The sequence below is a fragment of the Streptomyces sp. NPDC059037 genome, from assembly GCF_042740015.1.
Classification (GTDB): Bacteria; Actinomycetota; Actinomycetes; order Streptomycetales; family Streptomycetaceae; genus Streptomyces.
In genome coordinates, this window is the sequence record NZ_JBHYIG010000065.1 from 12,768 (window position 1) to 35,568 (window position 22,801).

Consider the following 22,801-nt stretch of genomic DNA (forward strand, 5'->3'; position numbering starts at 1 on the left):
TCTCCCCCTGCCGCCGCCCGGGCCCCACTCACGAGAGGGGCCCTGTCACACCCCCGCTGACCTCCCCCCGGACCGGCTCGGCCTGCCTGTCCGGCGCGCGCGGCGGCAGGGTGGATGACGTCGGCCGTACCCGTCCGCCGCGGGGCGATGGTCCGGTTGCGGCAGCACCGACGGCGCGAGGCAATGGCTTCACCTCCACGCCCCACCCCCCACGTCCGCCCCCACGTCCACTGAGAAGGAACGTCATGCAGCAGGTCACCCTCAACAACGGCGTCGAGATGCCGATCCTCGGTTTCGGCGTCTACCAGATCCCGCCGGAGCAGACCGAGCAGGCCGTCTCCGACGCCCTCGCGGCCGGCTACCGCCTCCTCGACACCGCCGCCGCCTACGGCAACGAGGAGGCCGTCGGCCGCGCCATCAAGAACAGCGGCGTCCCGCGCGAGGAGCTGTTCGTCACGACCAAGCTGTGGGTGCAGGACGCGCCGGCCCAGGAGAACACCGAGGGTGCCTTCGAGACGTCGCTGGCCAAGCTCGGCCTCGACCATCTCGACCTGTATCTGATGCACCAGCCGTACGGCGATGTGTACGGACAGTGGCGCGCGATGGAGAAGCTGCAGCGCGACGGTCGGACGAAGGCGATCGGCGTCGCCAACTTCTACCCCGACCGGCTGCTCGACCTGATCATCAACAACGAGATCGTGCCCGCGGTCAACCAGATCGAGACCCATCCGTTCTTCCAGCGCGCCGCCTACCAGGAGCTCATGCGCGAGCACGGAGTGCGGACGCAGTCGTGGGGCGGCTTCGCCGAGGGCAAGAACAACCTGTTCACGCAGCCGCTGCTGAGCGAGATCGGCGAGCAGCACGGCAAGTCCGTCGCTCAGGTCGTGCTGCGCTGGCTGATCCAGCGCGGCGTCGTCACGATCCCCAAGTCGGTCCGCCCCGAGCGGATGGCGGAGAACTTCGACGTCTTCGACTTCCGGCTCACCGACGACGAGATGGCCGCCATCGCCACGCTCGACACCGGGGAGACGCTGTTCTTCGACCACCGCGACCCGGAGATGGTCAACTGGCTCGCCAAGCGCCGCCTGGAGGGCTGAGCCCTTCCCGTCCCGGAACCCGAGCCGCTACCTTCTCGGCTGGTACCGCATCGCCACCGCCCCCGAGCCGAACTCCAGCCGGCTCACGAGTTTCAAGTCGACGACCTTCGACAGCCCGGCGAACAACGTCGGCCCATGGCCCACCAGCCGGGGCTGCACCACGAATTCGTACTCATCGATCAATCCCAGCTCCGCCAACGCCAGCGGGAGCTTCACTCCTCCCAAGAGCAGCCCATTGCCGGGCTCCCGCTTGATCTCCTGAACGGCCTTTCCCAAATCCCCGCGCACGAGTTCCGCGTTCCAATCGACCCGATCCAAGGTGCTCGACACGACGTATTTCTTTGCCGCGTCGATCGTCCGGGCGAAGGGTTCCGTCCAGTCAGGCCTCGCTCCCGCCTGCGCCGGCGGCCGCCACGCCGCCTCCATCATTTCGTAGATCACCCGGCCGAAGAGGAGGGCATCGGCCTGAGCGAGATTCTCGACCGCGTGACGATGCAATTCTTCGTCCGCGGCGATTGCGCGGTGATCGCAGCACCCGTCCAATGTGACGTTGATGGAATATCGAAGGGGTCGCATTGCGTAAGACTACCCATCGTCGTCGAGGCACCTAAAAAGATTGACCCCGTAGCAGGAGGCAAGGACGTGACCGAGGACCACAGCACCGCACCCGGGGCCGAACTCGGGCAGCAAGCCCCGGCCGCCGCCTCCGCCGAGCAGGCCCAAGCCTGGAACGGCGACGACGGCCGGCACTGGGTCCGGCACCGGGAGCGCTACGAGGCCATGCAGCGCAACTTCACCCCGCACCTGCTGCGAGCAGCCGCCATCGGAACGGCCGACCGCGTCCTGGACATCGGCTGCGGAGCGGGCGCCACCACTCGTGCCGCGGCGCGCGACGCCGGGCGAGGCCACGTCCTCGGCGTCGACCTGTCGAAGCCGCTGCTCGCCGAGGCGCGCCGGCTTGCGCTCGAAGAAGGCGTGGGCAACGTGGCGTTCGAGGAAGGGGACGCGCAGGTGCATCCCTTTCCCGACGCGGCGTTCGACGTGGCGATCAGCCGCAACGGGGTGATGTTCTTCGCCGATCCGCCGGCCGCCTTCACGAACATCGCCCGAGCGCTGCGACCGGGCGGCCGGCTTGCGTTCTCCTGCTGGCAGGAGGCGGCGGTCAACGAGTGGCTCGTCACCCTGTGGACGGCCATCACTCCGTACGTCGAACCGCCGGACATGGGCGCATCGGGACAGCCGGGGGCGTTCTCGCTCGCCGACCCCGAGCGGGTACGGCAGTTGCTGGGCGGGGCGGGCTTCACCGACATCGCCGTCGAACCGGTGGCCGAGCCGATTCACCTGGGCGACGACGCCGAGGACGTCGTCGGATTCGTCGCCGGCCTCGGCCTGATCCGCGATCTGCTGGCGCAGGCGACGGAAGAGAACGCCCGCCAGGCGCTGGCCGCGCTGCACACCGAACTCGCCGGCCACCAGGGCCCGGACGGCATCGCCCTGGGCGCCGCCGCCTGGCTGGTGACCGCCCGCGCCGTGGAATGACGACCGCCCATGACCCGGCCCGCCCCGAAGCAGAAACGGAGCGAGGAGACCGCGGTGGCCCACTTCGTCACCGCCCGCCGCCGACCCCGAAGCCCGCGATCCTCAGGAGTGCCGGTGGTAAGCCTTGTTGGCGATGCGCCAGCCTTCGTCGACGCGGACGAGCAGGAAGATGTCGGTGAAGGTGTTCGCGCCGTGCGAGAGCGTCATGGTCGCGGTCGCGACGGTGCCGTGGACGTCGACGGCGTCGATGCGGCGGGAGCGGATCGGTTCGTCCGCGGCCGGGCGGCCGTCGAAGAGAGCGCAGTACTGCTCCAGGCGCCACGAGACAAACGCGCCGTCCCGGATTCCCTCGATGTGGGCGGTGGGCAGGAACGCGTCGTGGAAGTGGGCGGGGTCGCCGGTCGCGTGTCCGCGGACGTAGGCACGGAGCGGTTCGAGCACGGCGTCCTCCACGGCGGGGGCCGTGGCGGCAACGGCGATGTCGGCCTCGGGGTCGGCAGTGGGGTCGGCCAAGTCGGCTGCGCCGCGCAGGGGGGTGTTCGACGCGGCGGCCAGCAGGGCCATGTCCTTGGCCAGCGCGCCGATCGTGAATTCGGCCTTGGCAGGGGCCGGCTGGTCGGCGAGGAAAGGTCGTTTGCGGGCCACGAGCCCGCCGAGCTGGCCGAGTTCGAGAACGTCGAGCACCTTGGCACGGGGCAGGCCGAGGGCGTCGGCCTGGCGCAGTGCGTCACGCAGCGCGAGGACGGCGCCGGCAAGGCTGCTGTTGGCGATGAGCTTGAGCGCGGCGGCGGTGGCGGCGTCGTCAACACGCCGCACGGTGCCAAGCGTCTCCAGAACCGGTCGGACCCGATCGAGCGCGTCGTGCTCGGCGGCGGCAAGAATCTGCAGGGCGCCGGCCGCGGCGGCGGGCACGGAGCCGAGTAGGGGCGCGTGGACGTAGGACGGGCCGAGGTGCCGGGCCAGCTGCGACGCTTCGGCGGGGGCGATGGTGCTGGTGTTCAGCACGATCGTGTCCGGACGCAGCGCGTCACGGACGTCGTCGAGGACCTGCCGGCAGGCCGGGCCGTCGAACAGCGCCAGGAGTACGAGATCGGCCTTCGCCACCGCCTCGTGCGCATCGCCGGTCGTCCTGACGGCGTCCGATGTGCGCTCGGAGCGCGTCCAGCCGACGACGTCCCGGCCCTGGGCGGCGAGGCGTGTCGCGATCGCGTCGCCCATGCGCCCCAGGCCGAGGATGGTGATCATGTGCGGTGTGGTCATACGGGCCAGAGTGGTGCGCCCCGACGGCTGCGACAAGCGCAGATTTCGCAGGCCAGACCTGCGGTGCTCGCATACCGGCCGGACATACTGGTGTCATGGAATTGCTGGTGTCATGGAATTGACCGTGTGGCGGACCTTCGTGACCGTGTGCCGGCTCGGGTCGCTGTCGGCGGCCGCCGCCGAGCTCAATCACACGCAGTCGGCCGTCTCCCGACAGATCGCCGGTCTTGAGCGGCAGCTCGGCGTGCCTCTCATGGAGCGTCATGCGCGCGGTGTGCGTCCGACGCCTGCCGGCGAGGTCTTCCGGAGCCACGCCCTGGCCACGCTGAACGAAGCCGACCGCGCCGTTCGCGCCGTACGAGAGGCCGGCGACGGGGCGTTCAATCGGACGCTGGCCGTCGGTGCCACACCCTCTCTCGCCGCAGGGATCGTCCCCGAGGCCATCCGGAGCCTGCTGGAGCGAAGCGGATCCATCCGGTGGAGCCTGCTCCCCGGCCTGAGTGCACAACTGCACAACCGTGTGATCGCCGGCGATCTCGACCTCGCTGTCGTCACCGATGCGCCACCGGGGCTCCCCCATGACCCGCGGGTCGAACGACGGTTCCTCGGTCTGGACGACATGGTCGTCGTCCTGCCCGTCGGTCATCCGCAGGCCGGGCACGGCCCGGTGGACATTCAGACGCTGGCCGACCAGACCTGGGTCGAGGACAACGACGGCTCGGCCGCGCTCCTGCGCCGGCACGCCGCCCGCGCCGGGGTCAGCGCCCGCATCGATCTCACCGCGGCCGATCTGCTCGGCAAGCTGGCCCTGGTGGCAACCGGCCACGCCATCGCGCTGATACCCGGGGTACTGACACGAGCACTGCGGACCGACGTCACCGCAGTGCGCCTCGCCGATCCCCCGACCCGCGGAATCTACGCGATCACACCACGTCGCGACCCCCACCCCTCCGCGGCGCCCCTCCTCGACCAGCTCGCCACAGCCTTCACTTAACGGATACCACCGTCGTCAGCGCAGAGGGCTGGACCGCGGCCGACCGCCAACCAGACGACGAGCCGTACGTTGTTCGCGCCGTGCAGGTCGCTCAGCGTGCGCATCACGCCCCAGGCGGGGCGCGTGCAGCCGGATCGGCGGCAGCCCCGAGAGCTCGACGAGGGGGTGGCTCACCCGCTCGGATGCGCTCGGCAGGCAACTGGTCGCGAGGGTGGGCATGGTGAATGCATGAACACCACACCTCACACCAAGAAGTCCCTGTCCCTCATATCCCGGGCATTCGCGGTGAGTGCCGTGATGGGCATCGCTTGTGCGGCGGGGGTGGCAACTGCCACATCCGCCGTGGCCGCGACGCCCGCCACGACCGTCGCCGCACAGGCCGCCCCTGCCCAGGGCAGCCACGGAGGCGGAGACGAGTTCCAGTGCGGCAACGGCCTCCTCATCCTCCTCAACTTCTGTAACTGACGGGCAGCTGCGGGCAATTCCTGCCCACACACCGCACAACCGCACACGGAAGAAGTCCACCCACCACCAGGGCGGTCAGAAGCGCGAGGAACGCTCCTGACCACCCAGCGTCCACCCGACGCGAGGGCGGACATGGGGCTGTTACCCGTGTCCGCCCTGCTCCCCGCTCATGCGGGGATGGCTCCGATCGCCAATGGGTGTGGCTCCTTGTGAGGGAGCCACACCCCGGGCCAGGTGCGTCAACACTCAGTGCGCCAGCCGTTGGCCGGTTTCACCATGCGGGGGCGCCGCAGTTGCCGCCTTGCAAGCACGCCCGGAAGTTCAGGCCGTTGAGCTTGCTGTAGTCGCCGCGGAAGTCTTCGCCGTTCGCAGCGGTACGGATGGTTGTCCAGTCCTGGCCCTTCCACTTGGCCTGGAGCAGCACATACTTCCCATCGATCTTGTGGTCGTAGAACTTCCCCCAGAAGCTGCCGTAGTGGCTCTTGCCGTCCGCGCTCGACTTCCAGTCCCAGTGGATGTTGATCTGACCGGCACGGTTACTGGTCCACAGCGTCCTGTCCGCGCTTCCCGACCCCGCGGCGCGGATGTTGCCGCTGTCGGACACGACAGCCGGGGCTTCGCCCGCGGCGAATGCTGCGGGTGCGGTGACGCCACCCGCAACTGTGGCAGTGCCGACGAGCAGGGCGAAGGCGGCGGCCTTCATACGCATCCTCATGCTGATACCTCTCCTGCGGGCCACAGCGCGAGTCCCCCCGTCGGGTCCTGATTGCGCCCTGCGGCCGGCACGAGCCCCGGCATCCCGAGATGCACCCACGTGCCCAGACAGTTCGTCAACACGGGCGTGCAGGGCTGGCCGAGCAACCCCTGGCTCCGGTCACGAGCATCGAGGTCCCGGCGCGCCGGGGCTCTTTCCGTGTGGCGCCCTCCCGGAGGAAACCGCGCCGTAGGCAACCTATCCACGCAGGTCTTCGCCGTCGTCCATCAGACGGTTGACTGCTGGTTGCAACAGTCGCGGTACAGCGGCTTCGCCTACTGCCAGGGTTTACCGGCCGCCAGCACTGGTGAGTTCGCCAAGCAGCGACTAGGACGGACCGACCTCACCGCTCCTTCAGGCCGTCCCTCAGAACGAGCGGCACCCATCGCCAATGGCAGTCACCAGACTGGGGATTCTGCTCTCCGTGCTCGCGCGGTTGGGCGTGATGTCCGGTCTCCCTTGGCAGCTCTCTCCGGAGTCGGGACTGCGCAGTGCAGCGGGGCGTCGTTGCGATTGGGCTGGTTCTCGGCGTGGTTGCGGAGGGCGTGGCCCGAGGAGTTCCTTGATCACGACGAGAAGTAGTGGGTTGCGTGCGCCACCGGTCGTGTTTGCATGGAATCGAGTTGGGTGCGGATTCTTTGAAGTGACGCGTGGTTCGGCGTGACCTGCGGGTCAGCGCTGGTCGTCGTGCCGGGGTCGTTTGCTCAGGGACTGGTTGGCAGCCTCGACTGCTTCCCGGCTGAGCTCTTCACGCGAGACGCTCCAGCTCTCTTCCCAGCCGTCCAGGTTGTGCGCGCAGTGGACGAGAGGTTCCAGGTCTTCCGGATATCCAAGGTCGTAAGCGATGTCTGCCCAGATGAGGTGTGTCCCGGTGGCCGGGTCGAGCGACCCGTCAGCGATCTGGTCGGCGATCCAGTGGGCCATCGCCCACTTCGCGGCCCGGGGATCGGCTGGCGGGTGAAAGGCGAGCCCCAGCTCCTCCAGCACCTGGCCGAAGAGCTCGGGTGCTTCGGGCTCCTCGCCGCGAAGGAGTCCCGCCAGCATGGCGAGTGAAGGGCTCTCAACGCCGGCGATCAGGGCGTCCAGCCCGGCCTGAATGAGGCGGTCCGATCCGACATGCCTTCCGAATGCCCTCGCGCGCGCAAGGTGGCTGAGCTGCTTGATTGCCTCGTCGTGCGTCATCTGGGGCTTCTTCATCGGTGCCTTGGGACGGCAGCCTCGCATCCGGGTCGCGTCAGCGCCAACGCTTTCGGGCGTGCTTCCCTTCGGTGGCTGACCTGGGAAGACGCTGATTGACAGTGGGGGAGACGGCGGCTTGCTTCTACCGTTGCGGAGTGGAGGTGGGGCGCCATGGTGCCTTTGCCGGAAGAGCTTCAGGCGCGGGAGGCGGCAGCTCGGCGACATGTCGAGGAACTCCAGGTAGAGGCCGCGGAGTTGGCCTTGCGGCTGGAAGAGGCGCGGGAGGATCTGTCGCGGCTGGAGGTCACGCGGGAGACCGTCGCGCAGGTGCTGGCGGAGCTGTCGGCCGCGCAGGCCGAACCAGGCGATGCGCCGGAGTCGAACGAGACGCCGGTGCCTCATGGCGTCGGGGTGATGATGGTGCCGCCGCGGCGTGAGGGGCTGGTCGTGGCGGTGTTGCCGGATGTGTATCGGGACATCGCGGAGATCATCGCGGATGCGCCGGGACCGGTGCAGGTCAGCAGATCGTGCCGAGGATCGGCCTACCGACGACGACCGGGAAGATCGAGGGGACCCGGGGAAAGGTGAAGCGTCTGGTGGAACGCGGCTGGCTGGACGAGGACACGCCGGGACAGTTCACCCTCGCCCGACAAGGTCGGGACGCGACCGGACCAACTCCCAGTGACCAAGGGGCTCTTCTCCGAAGATTCGTAGGTGCCAACCAGAACGAATCGACGTGGCACCGCAAACCCCGCGCGACTCTGACTCCCAGTCCACGCACCATCACCTCATGGACCATGCACCCCCAGGAGAGCATGACTCCTGCCGACAGCGCCGCGCTCGACGCCGTCCGCCATCCCCGCCCGGACATCGCAATCGCGGACGACCTGGCCCAAGGCTTCACCGACATGCTGCGCCATCGCCGCGGCTACCGGCTGCGAGACTGGATCCAGAAAGCCGAGATCACCGGCCCAGGCCCAATCGGATGCTTCGCCGACTACCTCCGCCGGGACCTCCTCGCCGTCACCGCTGGCCTCACCCTCACCCACAGCTCCGGCGTCGTCGAAGGCCAAGTCAACCGAATCAAGACGATCAAGCGCCAGATGTACGGCCGAGCCTCATTCGCCCTACTCAGAGCCCGCGTCCTCCTCCAGCCGTAGCCATCACGGAAGCGCGGTCACAACGAACTACGGCGCTCAGTCGCAGCAGGACTGGCTGGGCGCGGCCGATGCCGACGCCGGCCTGCTGATCCTGGAATTCGGCGCCGGATACAACACCCCGGCGTCATCCGGTGGCCGCGCGAGCAGCTCACCCGCCGCTTCCCCCGCCCACGCCTCGCCCGCGTCAACCCCACTCACCCCGAAATCCCCGCCGACCTGGGCGGCCGGGCCCTGTCCATACCAGCGGGCGCCCACCACCTGCTCGACGCACTCCACGCGCCGCACCCCGGCGCTCGACCCTACGGTGACCCCATGAGCAACCCGGAACAGAACAAGGCCACCGCCAAAGCCTTCTACGACCTCATGTTCAACCAGTGCCGCCCGGCCGAGGCCATCGCCAAGTACGTCGGCGATACCTACATCCAGCACAACCCGCACGTCGGCGATGGCAAGCAAGCCTTCATCGGCTACTTCGAACGCATGGCCGCCGACTACCCCGGCAAGCACGTCACGTACCAACGCGCCTTCGCCGAAGGCGACCACGTCATCCTGCACTGCCACCAGGTCTGGCCCGACGAGGACTACGCCGGAATCGACATCTTCCGCTTCGACGCCGACGGGAAGATCGTCGAGCATTGGGACGTCCTCCAGGTCATCCCGCCCACCTCCAAGAACGACAACACCATGTTCTGACCGCCGCCCACTACTGCTCTCCCGCCACACGGACGGCACTCGTCGCGCGAAGGCCGGCTGCGCGCCCACGAGGCAGGGACTACATCGCCGCGGCTGCCGCCGAGACAACCGCGCGACGGGTACCCCTGGTCGACCATGCCTAGTGAGACAGGCCCGCCGAGAGTTCGCCGAAGAGCTAGACGTCTCCGCCTGCCGGGGAGGCGGTCGGGCAGATGCCGGCTATCGCGCGAGCTGCACCATGATCGGCACGTTCGGGCAGCGCGTCGCGTTCTCGGTGAGGGCCGCCTCTTCGCTCGGGTCGATGGCGAGCTTCCAGCGGGTCTTGATGGCGACAGATTGTGGGTGACGTACTCACACCGGTTGCCTTCGGCCGGGGGCATCCACGTCGAGGGGGCTGGTCGGCCTTGGACCGGTTCGACTTTGCCGTGACGGCGATCAGTGCCCTCTCGTCGCCGAGGTCGTTGGCGTACGTCTGACGCTCGGCCGCGGTCCAGTTCTTGGCGCCGACTGGTGGGGAGCGTCATTCCGTTGGTGCTCCATTCCGCTCTGTCAGAGCCTGTGAACGAAGCTGATGGCGACGGAGGGCATTGCCGATGGTCCACACGTTTGGGGGCGCGGAGTTCACCCGCAGAATCGATCCCCCGCCTCCTCCAAGCTACAGCTCTTCTCCTGGACGCCATTGATCACAGCAGCAGGCACCTCTATGCACCTCAGGTCTGCTCACAGGCACTCAGAGCCCATCTTTGAACCTCTGTCGATCTCGTACACGAGCCACAGTGGAGGGCTCAGTGCGCACAGGGCCCACGGCTCGCAGGTGTCCGGCACAGGGCTTCGCGAAGAGCCGCACGCTGCGCGCGCCGCGGCCCGCTGGGACATGGCGCCGGGCACGCCCGGCGCCCGTTTCCATCAGGTACGGGCGGCGTCAGGTCCGTCCGGGCGGGCCGAGCGGATCTGTGCTTGTCGCTCTGCCCCGCGGCGGCGATGGCGAGCTCGTCTTTCATCGAGAGCGCCACTGTTCTCCATGGATATCCGGGCCAGGGCACTGGCGATGCTCGCCACATGGAAAGCATGGCCAGCGGGCCACCACCACATCCAGATGGAACCCACAATGCAGACCACGCCGACGATGATGCCGATCCGCCGGTGGCCCGGAAAGGTGATCCACGGAAGCGCGGGCATCAGCAGGATTACGACGACGGACGCGAGCCAGAGATAGAACACGCTCAGCCTCACCTTCTACTGGACGAACCACGGGAGCCGTTGCTGCTGCTCCAGACGCTTGCTCTCGCCCTGCAGCAACGCCACACCTCGTCCAGCCCGCGGGCCTTCGTGCTGCAGTTCGGCCCGGTCATGAGCCCTTCTTTCAGCAACTACCGTGACTCTTCGGGCCGCTGCTCGAGCCCGGCAGGCGGCAGTGCAGAGCAGGCCGGTTGTGGTGCTCAACTCGCCGGTTGGCGCTGTTGGCACCCACCGAAAGCGGCGATAGCGGAACTCGCCGCAGCTCATGCACCCTGCGCACCAAACTGGTTGCATCACGCGTCAGTGCCGCCGGCCGCACCGCACTCCGCCGTCAGTGCCGACACCCGCACCGGATAGCGTTCTGCGCATGACAACGGATGGAAAGCCGCAACCGTCGACGCCGATGTGCCCGCGCTGCGGTGGAGCCGAGGTGCGGACGGTCGAACAGGCGCAGTCCGGCAAGGGCGCCCTGACCAAGAGCCTCGGTACCCGCCTGGCGAAGGGCCCGGAGAAGAGCGGCGACGGCTGCATCCACTTCGTCGAGGGGCTCGTCATGAGCCTCATGTTCGGCGGCGGTCTCGCCTACATGGGCGTCGAGAAGGACAACCAGCTGTACACGGTCGGCGGTGTGGTCCTCGGGCTGCTCATCTTCGCCGCCACCCTCGCGGTGGTGCGCGAGGACGGCCGGGAGAAGGACGCCGAGACGTCCGGCGAGACACTGGCCAACGAGTTCTGGCTGCCGGCTCACTACTGCTACGGCTGCGAGGGGGTGTTCTGCCCGGGCGGCACCCCTTGGCAAGGTGTGCTCACTCCGGAGCAGTTCAAGAAACTGGTCTGGCGTCAGGGCTGCTACGACCGCCAGTTGCAGCCGGGCGACAAGGCGAAGGACGCGGAGGTCCCACCGGGGACCCTGATCGAGGGCTAGTAGGACTGTGTTGGGTGGCTGGTCAGTATGTAGTTGGAAAGCCCTGCGGACCAGCCCTGGGGGCCGGGTCGGGATGATGCCGTGCTTCACCGCGAAGTCCATGTCGATGATCCTGGCGCGAGACCGCTCGCCGTGCTCCTTCACCAACGCCAGGCGTTTATGAACAAAGCCTTCGGCCTCAGCATCTCGGCGAGCGGGTTCCTCATCGACGTCGACTCGACGCAGGACGCCACGCTATGGGCTTCCTGAAGCAGGACCAGGCGGACTAGCACCCCTTTCCCTACGGCCCGGGAGCTGTCGGCCGATGCCGCATCGCTTGGGTGAAGGGTCCCCTATCCACCCGATGACCGGCTGCACTGGTAGCGAGCACCAGGCGCCCAAGTTCGGCCAACGGCGGTCCGGTTCCGCAGCCCCGCGTGCGCATGAGTGGCTATCCTCGTCCCGCGATGATCACTAGAGGGGGAACCGTATGAAGCGCAGTCCTGGCAGGTCCAGCTTCGATGTCTCGCTGCGCCGGGTGCCATACGCATAGACCTGCTTGATCATGACCGCGTCGCGCCAGGCAGCCAGTACCCCCTTGCGTCGGCGCTTCCTGGCCTGTTCGACCCGGTCGTTGGCGGCGTCGAAGAGGATCTGCAGTTCGTCGTAGGTCAACGCCCGGCGCCCACGGCGGCCCTCGAACTCGGCGACGTGGTCGGCGGTGTTCCAGTCATGGCACACCTGCACCGGGATCTGCCCGAATGCCTCCTCGCAGGCAGACGCCCAGCCGTACCGGCCGTCGGTGATGAAGGCGCAGAACATCTGCAGATCACCCTGCTGTCCGCGGACAGTGGAGTGGGCCGGCGGATTCGGTCTGACAGCCGATGTGAGAAGTACGCCTCCACATCCTCGGGCGTCCACTCTCACGGATACGTCGCGGTGAACAGCGCGAACCGCCGAACCAGGCTCAGCCGGTCATCGATCGTCTCGCGTGCCAGCAGCCGGGCCCGCTGCTGTTGCTCCCACCCCTGCAGCATCGCCGCAAACATCGCCGGTGCCGGGTCCAATGCCCGGACGTTTCCCGGGACGATCAGCTGGAACGTCCCCGGCACGTCGGCAGCTCTCACGGCCACTGCCACGATGTTGTGCTTGATGCAACATCGTGGCGTTGGAGCATCAGTCGCCAAGGCCAGACCCCTTGACTTCACCTGAACTAGCTACCCAACTGCAGACTTTGACCAGGTCATCGCTGTGCCCACAAGGCGCGATGTTGATGCAGGTAATGCAACTCCGCCCACTTGCTGTCCCAGGCCTCCGCGAGCGGGATGCGGTGATCGATGTCGAGGCCGGCGGGTCCGTCGATGTACTGGTCGTCGTACGGCGAGTACCAACTGCCGCCGCTGAGCTTGCGCTTCGGGCCCTGATCGGGGGCGACGACAGCTTCGGCTCTAGGGACCTCGGCCCGGGTCGTGCAGCCATCCTTATCGGCGTCCACCCAGTGCTTGAACGCGGTGCGCTCGTAGCCGGTGCGGTCCTCGTCCTAGACGGTCAGCGCCTTCAATGCGGTCTGGAGGGGCTGGGTGACGCTCTCGCCGGCGGCCGCGGCGGGGCCAGCGTGGGCGGTGGCGGCCGGGAGGGTGAGGGCCGCTGCGGCGGCGAGCAGGACGGCGGTGCGGGTGATGGCGGGCACGGGACCCCTCGAAGATCACGAAGTGGTCGTGATCTTCGTAGCGAGTCCATGCTTCACGACGCGCCGTGTCCGGCGTTCGTGTCACCCGCGCGAGCGGTAAGTCGGATCGGCGCGCGCCGCGCTTACGCCGAGTGGAATTCGGTGTGGGAGGCGTGGCGCGAACCGGTCACGATCATCCGTGCCATGGTGCCGACTTCAGAGATGGAGATGGCCCTGAAGAAGCGCGTTCGCCACCCAGAGCTGGACACCGAAGCGGCCTGACTGCGGGCGGACTTTAGGGGGCTTCGCTCAGAACGCGCCGTGCTGGCCCTTCTTGTGCCGACAGCGCACGCGCGGGGACCCCGTGCCGAAATCAGGGCCGGTGTCATCGACAAAGGTGTTCACGCACGGCTCGTGGCCGTTGCCCCGGTAGCGCGGACAGAGGCAGCGGTGCGGAGTCGGCGGCGGATCCTGTTCCGCCGTGCAGCGGTCCCCCGTGAACCAGTCACGCTCCTCGGGCCGCAGCTCCGCACCTGCCCTCCGCAAGATCGCCGCGGCCTCGCGTTGTGCGCCGACGACTAGCGCCGCGGCTTCCGCCACTGCCTTCGCCTGCTCATTGGTCCGTTGGTTCGGCTTCGCGTCGTCAGACACCTACGCCTCCTACGTTTGGTGAAGCCGTCGTATCAGACGGCTGATGTCGGGTCGGTCAGGGCGCGCGCGGGCTGCGCCGCACGCCCGAGCTGTCTTCCGCCGATCGGTGCAGCGAGTTTCGGATGGGTGCCACATCCACCCGCCGCGGATGGTCGGGTGTCGGGCGGATGCGCGTCGTGGACCGGTCGGGGTTGTCGGGGCAGGGAATCCAGTCGGGTACCCGTCCAGTCCCGCGCGGCGCTGACGGACCTGGTCTGGGGGAAAGCCGGCCATGACTGCGGCTTCGCCGATGTCGCTGGCTTCGACGTAGCCGTCACTCCCGGCCTTCGGAGTGAGTAGCCCAACCGGGACGTGCGTTCATCGCGTAGATGACTCAGACAGGCCTGGCTCGTGGAGTCCGGCCGCATCCACCCCGATGCCCGGCCTCGCCCCTCCAGCTCGGCGTCCGTCACGTCGGGGCCGTCTCCGGCTTCGGGCGAAGCCGCCAGCCTCTGCAACGCAGGGTCGACCTCCCCCACTCCCTCCCACGCGTCGGCGCCGGTTGAGGCGACGTCGGTTGAAGGCCGAAGCCCCGGCACGGAGCCTGGGCGACGACAGATCAGTTCCGGTCTTCCTGGAGCTTCTGCATCTCGAAGAAGCCTCTGGCTTGGTCGATCAATGCGTCGTACGTGCCCATCTCGCAGAGGCGTCCTTGATCGAGGACGTCGATGGGGTCGGCGAGGCGGGTGTTGGCCAAGCGGTGGGTGATGAACACGGTCGCCCGACCAGCGGCGAGGGCCATGAGCGATGAAGATCGTCTCCCGCGCTGTCCGGTCGCCTTTCCCGTGGTCTAGGGCAGAGGTTGACGGTGGTCGGCAGCGCAGCCCTGGAGAAGCTGACTGGCCGCGGGGGTGCGCATCGATGCTGAGCGGTGTCGGCGCGGTGCAGGTCGGGGCGTCATCCGGGCAGCTCCGGAGGCCGGACGCCAACTCTGTCGCCAACTTCGCCGCCTGGTCGACGACCGTCAGCAACTTGCGCAGCGCCACTTGACCTGGGGGCGTTGGGCATGGTTCCGCCCTCCCCGGCGCCACCACAGCGCATGGACCGCGGCAGCGCCGTCGAGCAGAACTTGGCATGCGCGCCGGCGCTGGCGGGATCCGGTCACTTCCCGGAACCCGGACGCCAACTGCCGCCTCACCTGTGAACATTCATCACGGACACGTCAAGTGCACTGCCATCACACGGCGGAGGACGCATGACCCGTACGGCGCCGTCACCCCCAGCCGTCCCAGCACCCAGGGACCTCTGCCCCGTAGAGGGAATCGAGAAGGTGGCTGTGCGGTGACCGGACTCCGCGTGCTCCAGATACCCGAGACCTGCGGTTGGAACGCTACGTCGCGCTCCAGGAGAGCCACCTCGCGGCCCAGGGGGGCCGTGGTGCTGCGCCCGGGGCTGTGCCGCGACGAACCACGTTTCGCCCCCGGACACCTCTCCCACTTGGTCGGTGCGGTGCCGGACATCGTGCACCTGCACTGGCCGGAAATGCTCGCCAGGTTGCTCGGCGACGCCGAGGCGATCGACCTTCTGCGGGAGCTTGCCGCCAGGGGTGCGCGTCTGGTCCAGACGGTGCACGACCTCGCCCCTCACGAAGAGGGGACACACGGCAATGCGGGGTTCATCGACGACGTCGACTCGCTCACGCACGGCGTCCACTTCTTCACCAAAGAGCACGAGTTGGCCGCACGCCGGATCCGCAGCCGCCTGCCCGGACCGGCGCTGCACCTGCCCCACCCCAGATACCCCCAACTCGTCCCCGCCCGAGGGGGATCCCCGTACGGCGCGACGATCGGCTGCTTCGGCCGACTGCGCCCCTATAAGCGGACCGCCGCCTTCGCGCAGGCGTTCGTCCGGCATGCCACCGGCGAACAGCGGCTGCTGGTCGCCGGACACCCGGACGATCCGGCCACCCACCACACCCTGACCGAGATCGCGGCCGCCCACGACCGGGTCAGCTACCTTCCGGGCTTCCACCCCGGGTCCGAGTTCGTGCGGCTGCTGGAGCAGGTGGACTGGGTGGCGCTGCCCTACCAACGGGTGTGGTCCAGCGGCGTGCTGGTGGCCGCGGCACAGCAAGGCCGCCGCATCCTGTCGCCGCCGCCGGTAGGGGCGGACGCCTACGGGCCGGCGATCGACGATTGGCGGATCGTCGATCCGTGGGACGACGATGTGGCCGTGCTGCGCTGGCAGGAAGCTCTGACCGTCCCGCCGGAAGGACAACGGAGGGTGAGCGGGCCGGGAGCGCTGACCCTGCCGCGGTGGGACGAGACAGCGGACGCCCTGGGCGAGTTCTACCACCGAATCCTGGCGGCCTAGATGGTCCACCGCATCGTCGTAGGAGCGGCCGGCTTCATCGGCCGCCCGCTCGCCGCGCACCTCGCCGCCCTGCCGGGACGCCTTCTTCTCGCACTCCGAACCGGCCCGGCACTCCACCGGCACGGTGCAGGGGTGCCACGCCGTCGACTGCCGCACGGAACGCTTCACGCAACTGGTCGACGAGTTCCTCGACGGAGCCGAACGAGTGGAGCTCTTCCACGCTGTCGGCCGGGTACCCCGCCTCGCGCGGATCGCCGCCAACGACGTAGACGCCTTTCGCGCGGTGATCGAGGACAACCTGGTGACCACCTACGCACTCCTGCGTACGGTCGCGGAAGCCGCGGTAGCCCACCGCGTACCGGGCGCCATGCTCGTCCTCGGCTCGGTCGGCGGCACCCGGGCACACCGCTACAAGGCCGGCTACGACGCGGCCAAAGCGGTGGTCCACGCCGTCGCGGTGCCGGCGACACCGGTCTTCGACTTCGCCAACGGCGCGACCCACCTCTTCGACGGGGGTCTTGCCCAGCAACTGCGCTCCCAGGCCATCGAACGACCCCCTGAGGACTGGGGAGTCCGCTGAGTCACATGTGGCCGGTCAGCGGGCGAGTATGTGGCCGTCGTGGGGGCGGTGGTCGCGGGAGCGGCGCAGGTCGGTGGTGACGTAGGTGCGTTGCAGCCAGCGGTCTGCTCCGTCGTATCGGGGGTGGAAGGCGGTGCGGCCGTGGACGGTGACGCGGTTGTCGATGACGACCAGGTCGCCGGGTGTCAGGCGCAGAGTGCGGGCGGTCGCCTCGCAGGCGCGGCCGAATTCGGTCAGCGCCGCGGCGGCCCGAGGGGTGAGCGGGGTGGTGACGAGTTGGGCCATGCGTATGTCGGGATCCTCGGCTGCTCCCGACAGCACCGGTCGGGGCTTGGCATCGGGCTCGGTCGCTGCGCCGCCGGGGCCGAAGGAGGGTGGTGGTGTGGTGATGAACTCCGGTGCGAACAGGGCCTGGCGGCCGGCTGGGGTGAGGAGCGGCAGTGCTTGGCGGATGCCGGCGACGCGCATGCCGGCGCGTCGGTCGTGGTCGGCACGCAGGCACAGGAAGATCACGTAGTCGGGTGGGTGGGGGTGGAAGCCGTTCTCGGTGTGGAAGGACAGCGGCACTGATCCGGCGTTGCCGTGGAAGGTCTCCTGCCCGGGCACGGGCACGACGTCCTGCACGAGGGCGCCGGATTTCTCCGCCAGGTAAGCGAGTGGCTCGCCGAGCCCGCAGGCGACCATGGTGAGCACCGCCGCCGAGATGGTGGCCTGGCGCTGGACCGAGCCGGGTACGGCCGGTGTCGCGGGCAGGGCCGCCTGATCGACGGGCAGGCCGCCGATCACCAAGGTGCCGTGCGGGCCGGAATGCCTTCGGAACCGGCGCACCTCACGGCGCAGCAGTAGCGGAAGGTCCTCCCAGGCGTCCCGGGCCCCTGCCACCCACTCGGGGCTGTCGACCTGGTCGTGCCCGCGGGTGCACAGGGTGCGGGCCAGCCGCTCGCACGCGTCGGCATCGGCCGGATCCAGCTCCCGATCTGCGGCGGCGACGGTGCTCTGGGCGGTGTCGGGCGTCGTCTCGGGCATCAGGGTCTCCTGCCGGGGGCGTGGGCGGCGGACGCGCGGACTCACGAGTGGCGCAGGCCGGCCACGGCGTCGGCGATGTAGTGGTCCCCGAAGCGGATCAGCGAGGCGTACCGGGCCGCGCGGCGATGGCGCATGTGCCGTAGTTCGGCTACGGCGTTGTCGGGGCCTTCGGGTTTCTGAGCGATGGAACGATGCAGATGCACCATCGAGTACGCGAGGGTGACGTGCCGTTCACCGTCCACGATATCGGCCTCCAGAAGAGCGCCCCGTGCCTCGGCCAGCTCCGGGGCGCGGGCCGCCAAGTGCTCATAGGAGTCGGGAACCACGGACAGCAGGTCCTTCATCGCCGCCCGAAACAGCTTGTATCCGCGATGCTGGCGCCCGCTCAACGGGACGTCCACCGACGGGGGCGCCATGGTGTGGCGTATCGCCGCCATGTAGTAGTCGGCCGGGATCGTACTGGCGTGGGCCATCGCTGCCGGGAAGCCGCGCACGTACGTCGTCGCATCTGCCAGCCGCGTCAGCGCGGCACCGCCGTCGCCGTGCCGCAGATGGCAGGTGGCGTCGGCCACGGCGACCGCGGCGCAGACGTTGAACAGGACATGGACCTGGTGACCGATGAGCCACCGAGCACTCCACACACTCTCCAACGACGATTCCGCAGCAGCGTTGGGAACGGCCACCGGAGGGACGGAGTCAGCGTCGGAGCCCGGCGCCGCGCCGGTGAGATCGAGCACGGACTGCCGCATCCCGGCCACTTCCAGCGCCAGGTCGGAACCTGACAACGGAGCATCACACAGATCTTCCAGACCGCGGTGGACGACCAGGACACCGTGCAGGGCAGCCTGCTGATCCGACAGTTCCCCCTCACGGACCCGGAAGAACGACTGACTGGTCGATTCCGCCGGCAGCCCCTCACCGACCACGGCCGGAGCCAGATCCGACAGCGCTGCCGCCAACTCACCGGCAACCGTGGAGGCCTGCCGCAGTGCGAGGGCGCGCTCAACAGGTCGGGCATGGGTCGACACCGCGGCCAGCACACGCGAGGTCCGCTTCGCCTCGGCATCGACTCGCGGGCCCAACAGCGGGACGGGCCGCCCGCCTAGGGGCTCTCGGAAGACAGCGACAGCAGGATGACCGGCAATCGGTGATAAGCCCATGGTTGAAGTACTTTGCCAAGAACACTCCACACGAAACCCTGATCTTCAAGACAATTCCTGTGCGGCGCACCGGAGTTGACCGGGGGAGGGCAGCGGGCGGCGAGCCCGGTATGCGCCGGGCTCCGTCCGAACCGGGCCGGCTGACCGCATATCGTCCGGACCTTGGTTCCCCAGGCGGGCATTGAGGGGAATGGCTTGGGGGTCGTGCGGATCTCGGGCGCGTTGAAGTGGTTGCAAGCCGTCCAGCGGGCGTTATTGCGCTGCGAGTAGTTGGGTCGATCCGTGCGCCACGCCGGGTGATCCGTACATATTTGCCCTGTCGTTTATTTTCATTACTCGGCATAAGGGCGTACCGGCCCGATCCCGTGCAGGACCTCGACGGGCGGCCGTGCGAGGAAGTCGGCGACCTGGTCGGATTCGACGATGACGAAGCCGCCCCGGTGGGAATGCCGACGCTCGGCTGACTGCATCCCCGGCGGCCGGTCCGGACCAGGCAACTGCCGCTACCGTGTGCGAGATCCCGGCATCGAGACCCGGAGAGGATGTGCCGGCCAGAGAGGGAGCCGGGGTGCGAGAACGCCCCGACGCGACTGAGGAATCAGATCGGCCCCAGGGCCATCACTGTGCGCCGCCTGATACCCGATGGGGCCAGCCCCTTACAACCGGACGTAGTTGTGCAGCAGCCCGTCGCTGCTCGTGTGCTGGAAGCGGAAGCCGCACGCTGCCAGCAGTCGGTCCGCCCGGTCCTGCGCATCGCGACGGTATTGACAGCGCTGGTGTGCCACGACCTTGTCCTGCTCCCGGACGAAGTAGTCCTTGAGGAAGCGGTCCTCATCCACTACCTGGATTTCCTGTGAGTAAACCAGCCCGCCGGGCAACGGTCGGTGGTAGTCGCTATGGGGCGGCTGGACGGCGAGCAGCAGTGGGGCACCGGGCCGCAGTGCGGCGGCGAGATTCGTCAGCGTCCTGGTTTCGTCATCCTCCTCCAGTAGGCGGCGTCGAAGGCCGACGAGGTCGTCTTATCCAAGATGTTCTGCCGGACGAGCCGCGCTCGACCCCCGAGCCGGATGCGCGCTTGGGCGAGCATGGTTTCCGTGTGGTCGATTCCGGCGATCCGCAGCCCGGCTCCGCTTACCTCCAGCAGACGATCGCAGATCAGTCCGGTGCCGACGCCGAGTTTCAGGAGGCTCTGGTGGTCGGCGAGTTGGAAGGAGAGGGCGCGCATAGGCACCGTAGTCGTAGTACCCCGAGGTCATGATGAGGTCGTAGTGCTGCGAAAGCGCGGTGTATGAGTTAGCCACCCGCGGCACCCTAGCCACCTCAACTCGTCTGCAGTGGGCCACGATTGCGCAGGCCAGCTGTCATGAGTCCGCGCCAATGAGCCTGCGCGCGGTGGCCCAGGCCGAGCCGCGCACCCACAGCCACCTAGCCTCCATGGATGGGCATTCGGCGGACGGGCGGACGCCTCTCGCGGGTCATGTCCCCTGTGGTGGTGTAGCGGTGATCAGCTCTTCGACCCTGCCCATGGGTCGGCCAGCCGTGGTTTAGAGGACGACCTCCCCGTCCTCCGTCTCTTCAGGGCAAGGCAATGAAGTTACGGGCCGATGGGTGGTGTCGAGGGGGTGTGATCTGCCGGTTTGCCGGACGTGGGAAGCGGAGCCCCGGTAGAACGACGTCTGCCAAGACAAGCCGTCCAAGTTCGGGAGCTCCGCTGTCCGGTCAGTGTGTCGGCGCCCCCATCACATCACGAAGTGCGACTGGAGCGCTGGGCCACCTTGGAGCGGGCGATGAGGTGGAAGTGGCGGGCGACGCGCCGGTAGGGGTCGACGCGGCCGACTTCCCACTCGGCCTCCAGCACCCTGTCGAAGTCGTTGCCGACAGGTTCGTCGTCGAGGTGTTCGGTGAACACCCGGACTCCATACCACTGCACGAGGTCGATGTGGTGTTCGGCGAGAATCCGTAGGATCTCGGTGCGGTCCACGCCGAAGCTGATCGTGCCGATGCTGCTGTATTCCACCGGGTTGTGCAGTGCTTTGAGTGCGCCGTTCCAGTCACGTGCGAGCCCTCGTTGCATGGCGAGGACATCGGCCTGATAGGCAAGGAGGGAGATAAGACCCTCTGGCCGCAGGCACTGCGTGAGCGCGTGCAGCAGGGGGGCCGGGTCCTGCAGGTACATCAGGACGCCGTGGCACAGCACCGCGTCCCAGTCAGTGCCTACCAGCTGCGGGGCCTGCTCGCCGATGCCACGGCAGAAGCTGACACTGCCCGGCGAGTTGTCGGCGTGTGGCAGCCAGGCAGTGCGGGCTTTGGACAGCATGTTCTCGTCGGGATCGAGAATGGTGACGTGGTGGCCACGATGGGCCAGCATCCGGGCCTGCACGCCGGTGCCGCCACCGACATCGAGCACACGCTGCGGCGGTGCGACTGGAAGGTGTTCCATCAGCGCTCGGTCCACGAGCTGGTGGCGTACAGCGCCGCGGAGTGTGCTGCTGCGGCGGGCATACCAGTCGGCAAGCGGCTGACCGTGGTGGGTGGACGTGGTCCAGGAGTTCATCACACGCTCTTCGAGGTCAGAGACTGGAAAGGGGTGTATACAGCGGGGGAAGGGGGTCACTCTTGGAGAGCCGGGCACTCGGACTCGTTCTCACTTGCCGTCGATGGCCCAGTTCCGCAACTGGATGTACCTGCCTTCCCAGGAGTGGCTCCGCTCGGGCAGGTGCAGCCAGGACGAGCCGGTGCGGTACTTCCACACTTCCGCCTCGGTACACCCGCCGACGCTTACGGCACTGGCCTCCCCGCCTCACCATCTGGTCCGGTAACAGGGGCTCGATTCGCTCCCGCCGAGGATCGCTCAGCGCCGTATCAGACCAACGATCCGATGATCCGAGGGGCACGGCATATGGCATGACGATCCGGGGGCGGAGACCCTGGCCGACTACGTGTGCCGGGTGATGGGGATGGGCGCCGGAATCGAGGAAATCGAACGGGAGTTGACCGACGCTGCCGAACGGTACCGGTACCTCGCGGAGGCTCTGGTGCCGTGGCTTGTGGCCGCCCCGCGCCGGGAGTTGAAGGACGCGTGGGACCGCGGGTACGAGGCCGGACGACGATGGTGTCCCGCCGAGTGGTGTAGTCAGTCGAGCTTGTTTGGTTCCGGTTGTGCAGGGATCTGTGGCTGCGGGGTCGGCTTGGTGGTGAAGAGTTCGGCCATGGAGCCTTCAGAGAGGTAGCGGCGGTCGAAGACCTGCCACTCGTCGTGGAGTTCGGCCAGGACTGCGGCGGCGAGCCGGTCCAGGGCGGCGGGGTGGGGGGAAGACCTGGACGACATCGGTGCGGCGTTTGATCTCCCGGTTCAGCCGCTCCAAAGGGTTGGTCGACCAGATGTTCTTCCAGTGCGCCGTCGGGAAATCCGCGAACGCCGTGATGTCCCCGGCCGCCTCCAGCAGCATCGCCCTAACTTGGGGGAACTGACGTCCGTGCACGTCCGCCACGACGTCCAGCTGGCACCGGACCTGCTCTGCGGTGGTCTGCGCGAACATGGTGCGGATGGTCGCTGCGACCATCTCCGCCGACGTCTTCTCGATCACCGAGAAGACGTCGCGGACGAAGTGACCGCGGCACCTTTGCCAGGCCGAGCCGAGGAACACGGTGCGGATCGCGGCTACCAGGCCGCGGTGCGAATCGGAGATCACCAGCTGCCTGACCGTGGCGACGTATCTGCACATGCTGATCGGCGAAATGGTCCCGAAGAACATCGCGCTTGCCGCACCCGCGCAGACGGCGTTGCTTCTTGGCCCGCCCCTGGTCGCCCTCACCCGCGCCCGCAAGCCGCTCGTCTTCGGCATCAACGCCTTCGCCAATGCCCTCCTCAAGCTCCTGCGCGTGGAGCCCAAGGACGAGGTCGAGTCCGTCCTCACCGACGACCAGCTCGCCCGCATGGTCTTCGACTCCAGCCAGGCCGGGCTGCTCTCGGCGGCGGACGGGGAACGCCTGCGCGACGCCCTGGAGCTGGGTACACGGCCGGTCGGCGAGATCCTCGTCCCAGCGGCCAAGTTGATTTCATTTGTAGATATCTGTTG

Annotated in this window: 28 protein-coding genes and 2 pseudogenes; 12 read left to right on the forward strand and 18 right to left on the reverse strand. The window is 68.2% G+C overall.

Annotated elements, in window-relative coordinates; all coding sequences use genetic code 11:
* Window positions 1-245 precede the first annotated feature (245 nt).
* Entirely contained in the window at window positions 246-1,097 is an 852-nt protein-coding gene (locus ACFWY6_RS16065) for an aldo/keto reductase (protein ID WP_384690062.1), read from the forward strand.
* Between the two features lie 27 nt (window positions 1,098-1,124).
* Here the strand turns inward: ACFWY6_RS16065 and ACFWY6_RS16070 are convergent, their stop codons facing one another.
* Window positions 1,125-1,673, reverse strand: coding sequence for a dihydrofolate reductase family protein (locus ACFWY6_RS16070; RefSeq protein WP_384690065.1), 549 nt, complete (start codon window positions 1,671-1,673; stop codon window positions 1,125-1,127).
* A 66-nt stretch (window positions 1,674-1,739) separates the two neighbouring features.
* On the opposite strand from ACFWY6_RS16070, the gene ACFWY6_RS16075 reads away from it, so the two are divergent.
* The gene (locus tag ACFWY6_RS16075) at window positions 1,740-2,636 is read left to right on the forward strand and encodes a class I SAM-dependent methyltransferase (protein WP_384690068.1); all 897 of its coding nucleotides are present in this window, start codon (window positions 1,740-1,742) and stop codon (window positions 2,634-2,636) included.
* A 102-nt stretch (window positions 2,637-2,738) separates the two neighbouring features.
* Here ACFWY6_RS16075 and ACFWY6_RS16080 read toward each other — a convergent pair whose 3' ends face one another.
* Window positions 2,739-3,896: a nuclear transport factor 2 family protein gene (locus ACFWY6_RS16080; RefSeq protein ID WP_384690071.1), complete on the reverse strand. Its 1,158-nt coding sequence runs from the start codon at window positions 3,894-3,896 to the stop codon at window positions 2,739-2,741.
* A 112-nt stretch (window positions 3,897-4,008) separates the two neighbouring features.
* Here ACFWY6_RS16080 and ACFWY6_RS16085 point away from each other — a divergent pair, with 112 nt between their 5' ends.
* Complete coding sequence (locus tag ACFWY6_RS16085) at window positions 4,009-4,890, forward strand: LysR family transcriptional regulator (protein WP_384690074.1); 882 nt, start codon at window positions 4,009-4,011, stop codon at window positions 4,888-4,890.
* A gap of 228 nt (window positions 4,891-5,118) precedes the next feature.
* On the forward strand, window positions 5,119-5,355 hold the full coding sequence (locus ACFWY6_RS16090; RefSeq protein WP_384690077.1) for a hypothetical protein: 237 nt from the start codon (window positions 5,119-5,121) through the stop codon (window positions 5,353-5,355).
* 271 nt (window positions 5,356-5,626) lie between these two features.
* On the opposite strand, the gene ACFWY6_RS16095 is transcribed toward ACFWY6_RS16090, so the two are convergent.
* Together ACFWY6_RS16095 and ACFWY6_RS16100 are read right to left on the reverse strand one after the other, a co-directional pair.
* On the reverse strand, window positions 5,627-6,070 hold the full coding sequence (locus ACFWY6_RS16095; protein ID WP_384690079.1) for a hypothetical protein: 444 nt from the start codon (window positions 6,068-6,070) through the stop codon (window positions 5,627-5,629).
* Window positions 6,071-6,781: 711 nt separating this feature from the next.
* Entirely contained in the window at window positions 6,782-7,291 is a 510-nt protein-coding gene (locus ACFWY6_RS16100; protein WP_384690082.1) for a hypothetical protein, read from the reverse strand.
* 168 nt (window positions 7,292-7,459) lie between these two features.
* Between ACFWY6_RS16100 and ACFWY6_RS16105 the strand changes: the two genes are divergently transcribed.
* Window positions 7,460-7,876 carry a hypothetical protein gene (locus ACFWY6_RS16105; protein WP_384690085.1) on the forward strand — a complete coding sequence of 139 codons (417 nt, stop codon included), beginning with the start codon at window positions 7,460-7,462 and terminating at the stop codon, window positions 7,874-7,876.
* A 209-nt stretch (window positions 7,877-8,085) separates the two neighbouring features.
* On the forward strand, window positions 8,086-8,448 hold the full coding sequence (locus tag ACFWY6_RS16110; RefSeq protein WP_384690088.1) for a transposase: 363 nt from the start codon (window positions 8,086-8,088) through the stop codon (window positions 8,446-8,448).
* Window positions 8,449-8,484: 36 nt separating this feature from the next.
* On the opposite strand, the gene ACFWY6_RS16115 is transcribed toward ACFWY6_RS16110, so the two are convergent.
* Window positions 8,485-8,724, reverse strand: coding sequence for a hypothetical protein (locus tag ACFWY6_RS16115; protein ID WP_384690091.1), 240 nt, complete (start codon window positions 8,722-8,724; stop codon window positions 8,485-8,487).
* A 36-nt stretch (window positions 8,725-8,760) separates the two neighbouring features.
* On the opposite strand from ACFWY6_RS16115, the gene ACFWY6_RS16120 reads away from it, so the two are divergent.
* Complete coding sequence (locus ACFWY6_RS16120) at window positions 8,761-9,141, forward strand: nuclear transport factor 2 family protein (protein WP_384690094.1); 381 nt, start codon at window positions 8,761-8,763, stop codon at window positions 9,139-9,141.
* Between the two features lie 906 nt (window positions 9,142-10,047).
* Here the strand turns inward: ACFWY6_RS16120 and ACFWY6_RS16125 are convergent.
* Window positions 10,048-10,362 carry a hypothetical protein gene (locus ACFWY6_RS16125; protein WP_384690097.1) on the reverse strand — a complete coding sequence of 105 codons (315 nt, stop codon included), beginning with the start codon at window positions 10,360-10,362 and terminating at the stop codon, window positions 10,048-10,050.
* A 385-nt stretch (window positions 10,363-10,747) separates the two neighbouring features.
* Between ACFWY6_RS16125 and ACFWY6_RS16130 the strand changes: the two genes are divergently transcribed.
* Window positions 10,748-11,305 (forward strand): hypothetical protein, encoded by a 558-nt coding sequence (locus tag ACFWY6_RS16130; protein WP_384690101.1) that lies wholly within the window; start codon window positions 10,748-10,750, stop codon window positions 11,303-11,305.
* Between the two features lie 453 nt (window positions 11,306-11,758).
* Here ACFWY6_RS16130 and ACFWY6_RS16135 read toward each other — a convergent pair whose 3' ends face one another.
* The 6 genes from ACFWY6_RS16135 to ACFWY6_RS16160 all read right to left on the reverse strand — a co-directional run bounded on the left by ACFWY6_RS16135 (window position 11,759) and on the right by ACFWY6_RS16160 (window position 14,385).
* A complete protein-coding gene (locus ACFWY6_RS16135; protein ID WP_384690104.1) occupies window positions 11,759-12,106 on the reverse strand; it encodes a hypothetical protein in 348 nt (115 codons plus the stop codon).
* Between the two features lie 101 nt (window positions 12,107-12,207).
* Window positions 12,208-12,417 carry a hypothetical protein gene (locus ACFWY6_RS16140; RefSeq protein WP_384690107.1) on the reverse strand — a complete coding sequence of 70 codons (210 nt, stop codon included), beginning with the start codon at window positions 12,415-12,417 and terminating at the stop codon, window positions 12,208-12,210.
* A gap of 110 nt (window positions 12,418-12,527) precedes the next feature.
* Window positions 12,528-12,779 (reverse strand): hypothetical protein, encoded by a 252-nt coding sequence (locus ACFWY6_RS16145; protein WP_384690110.1) that lies wholly within the window; start codon window positions 12,777-12,779, stop codon window positions 12,528-12,530.
* A gap of 45 nt (window positions 12,780-12,824) precedes the next feature.
* Entirely contained in the window at window positions 12,825-12,974 is a 150-nt protein-coding gene (locus tag ACFWY6_RS16150; protein ID WP_384690113.1) for a hypothetical protein, read from the reverse strand.
* Between the two features lie 288 nt (window positions 12,975-13,262).
* Window positions 13,263-13,604: a DUF6422 family protein gene (locus tag ACFWY6_RS16155; RefSeq protein ID WP_384690116.1), complete on the reverse strand. Its 342-nt coding sequence runs from the start codon at window positions 13,602-13,604 to the stop codon at window positions 13,263-13,265.
* Between the two features lie 598 nt (window positions 13,605-14,202).
* Entirely contained in the window at window positions 14,203-14,385 is a 183-nt protein-coding gene (locus tag ACFWY6_RS16160) for a hypothetical protein (protein WP_384690119.1), read from the reverse strand.
* A 539-nt stretch (window positions 14,386-14,924) separates the two neighbouring features.
* On the opposite strand from ACFWY6_RS16160, the gene ACFWY6_RS16165 reads away from it, so the two are divergent.
* Together ACFWY6_RS16165 and ACFWY6_RS16170 are read left to right on the forward strand one after the other, a co-directional pair.
* On the forward strand, window positions 14,925-15,956 hold the full coding sequence (locus ACFWY6_RS16165) for a hypothetical protein (protein ID WP_384690122.1): 1,032 nt from the start codon (window positions 14,925-14,927) through the stop codon (window positions 15,954-15,956).
* A 124-nt stretch (window positions 15,957-16,080) separates the two neighbouring features.
* Window positions 16,081-16,536, forward strand: a complete 456-nt coding sequence (locus tag ACFWY6_RS16170) for an SDR family oxidoreductase (RefSeq protein ID WP_384690124.1) — start codon at window positions 16,081-16,083, stop codon at window positions 16,534-16,536.
* A gap of 15 nt (window positions 16,537-16,551) precedes the next feature.
* Here ACFWY6_RS16170 and ACFWY6_RS16175 read toward each other — a convergent pair whose 3' ends face one another.
* From ACFWY6_RS16175 to ACFWY6_RS16185, 3 genes are all read right to left on the reverse strand, one after another.
* Window positions 16,552-17,562 carry a TauD/TfdA family dioxygenase gene (locus ACFWY6_RS16175; RefSeq protein ID WP_384690125.1) on the reverse strand — a complete coding sequence of 337 codons (1,011 nt, stop codon included), beginning with the start codon at window positions 17,560-17,562 and terminating at the stop codon, window positions 16,552-16,554.
* Between the two features lie 41 nt (window positions 17,563-17,603).
* Entirely contained in the window at window positions 17,604-18,602 is a 999-nt protein-coding gene (locus ACFWY6_RS16180) for a hypothetical protein (RefSeq protein ID WP_384690128.1), read from the reverse strand.
* A gap of 452 nt (window positions 18,603-19,054) precedes the next feature.
* Window positions 19,055-19,192, reverse strand: coding sequence for a hypothetical protein (locus ACFWY6_RS16185; protein ID WP_384690131.1), 138 nt, complete (start codon window positions 19,190-19,192; stop codon window positions 19,055-19,057).
* Between the two features lie 228 nt (window positions 19,193-19,420).
* Between ACFWY6_RS16185 and ACFWY6_RS16190 the strand changes: the two genes are divergently transcribed.
* Complete coding sequence (locus tag ACFWY6_RS16190) at window positions 19,421-19,579, forward strand: hypothetical protein (RefSeq protein ID WP_384690134.1); 159 nt, start codon at window positions 19,421-19,423, stop codon at window positions 19,577-19,579.
* A 101-nt stretch (window positions 19,580-19,680) separates the two neighbouring features.
* Here the strand turns inward: ACFWY6_RS16190 and ACFWY6_RS16195 are convergent, their stop codons facing one another.
* The 3 genes and pseudogenes from ACFWY6_RS16195 to ACFWY6_RS16205 form a co-directional block, all read right to left on the reverse strand.
* Complete coding sequence (locus ACFWY6_RS16195; RefSeq protein WP_384690137.1) at window positions 19,681-19,947, reverse strand: methyltransferase domain-containing protein; 267 nt, start codon at window positions 19,945-19,947, stop codon at window positions 19,681-19,683.
* 519 nt (window positions 19,948-20,466) lie between these two features.
* Window positions 20,467-21,276: a methyltransferase gene (locus tag ACFWY6_RS16200; RefSeq protein WP_384690140.1), complete on the reverse strand. Its 810-nt coding sequence runs from the start codon at window positions 21,274-21,276 to the stop codon at window positions 20,467-20,469.
* Window positions 21,277-21,855: 579 nt separating this feature from the next.
* Window positions 21,856-22,420, reverse strand: a pseudogene (locus ACFWY6_RS16205) (transposase); the annotation flags it as partial.
* Between the two features lies 1 nt (window position 22,421).
* Here ACFWY6_RS16205 and ACFWY6_RS16210 point away from each other — a divergent pair.
* Window positions 22,422-22,801: pseudogene (locus tag ACFWY6_RS16210) on the forward strand (CNNM domain-containing protein); the annotation flags it as partial.

Excerpts from the sequence above, each read along its gene's own strand:
- ACFWY6_RS16065 (WP_384690062.1), top strand. The coding sequence starts at position 246 with ATGCAGCAGGTCACCCTCAACAACGGCGTCGAGATGCCGATCCTCGGT.
- ACFWY6_RS16070 (WP_384690065.1), bottom strand. The coding sequence starts at position 1,673 with ATGCGACCCCTTCGATATTCCATCAACGTCACATTGGACGGGTGCTGC.
- ACFWY6_RS16080 (WP_384690071.1), bottom strand. The coding sequence starts at position 3,896 with ATGACCACACCGCACATGATCACCATCCTCGGCCTGGGGCGCATGGGC.
- ACFWY6_RS16085 (WP_384690074.1), top strand. The coding sequence starts at position 4,009 with ATGGAATTGACCGTGTGGCGGACCTTCGTGACCGTGTGCCGGCTCGGG.
- ACFWY6_RS16090 (WP_384690077.1), top strand. The coding sequence starts at position 5,119 with ATGAACACCACACCTCACACCAAGAAGTCCCTGTCCCTCATATCCCGG.
- ACFWY6_RS16095 (WP_384690079.1), bottom strand. The coding sequence starts at position 6,070 with ATGAGGATGCGTATGAAGGCCGCCGCCTTCGCCCTGCTCGTCGGCACT.
- ACFWY6_RS16100 (WP_384690082.1), bottom strand. The coding sequence starts at position 7,291 with ATGACGCACGACGAGGCAATCAAGCAGCTCAGCCACCTTGCGCGCGCG.
- ACFWY6_RS16105 (WP_384690085.1), top strand. The coding sequence starts at position 7,460 with ATGGTGCCTTTGCCGGAAGAGCTTCAGGCGCGGGAGGCGGCAGCTCGG.
- ACFWY6_RS16110 (WP_384690088.1), top strand. The coding sequence starts at position 8,086 with ATGCACCCCCAGGAGAGCATGACTCCTGCCGACAGCGCCGCGCTCGAC.
- ACFWY6_RS16120 (WP_384690094.1), top strand. The coding sequence starts at position 8,761 with ATGAGCAACCCGGAACAGAACAAGGCCACCGCCAAAGCCTTCTACGAC.
- ACFWY6_RS16130 (WP_384690101.1), top strand. The coding sequence starts at position 10,748 with ATGACAACGGATGGAAAGCCGCAACCGTCGACGCCGATGTGCCCGCGC.
- ACFWY6_RS16135 (WP_384690104.1), bottom strand. The coding sequence starts at position 12,106 with ATGTTCTGCGCCTTCATCACCGACGGCCGGTACGGCTGGGCGTCTGCC.
- ACFWY6_RS16160 (WP_384690119.1), bottom strand. The coding sequence starts at position 14,385 with ATGGCCCTCGCCGCTGGTCGGGCGACCGTGTTCATCACCCACCGCTTG.
- ACFWY6_RS16175 (WP_384690125.1), bottom strand. The coding sequence starts at position 17,562 with ATGCCCGAGACGACGCCCGACACCGCCCAGAGCACCGTCGCCGCCGCA.
- ACFWY6_RS16185 (WP_384690131.1), bottom strand. The coding sequence starts at position 19,192 with ATGCAGTCAGCCGAGCGTCGGCATTCCCACCGGGGCGGCTTCGTCATC.
- ACFWY6_RS16195 (WP_384690137.1), bottom strand. The coding sequence starts at position 19,947 with ATGCGCGCCCTCTCCTTCCAACTCGCCGACCACCAGAGCCTCCTGAAA.
- ACFWY6_RS16200 (WP_384690140.1), bottom strand. The coding sequence starts at position 21,276 with ATGAACTCCTGGACCACGTCCACCCACCACGGTCAGCCGCTTGCCGAC.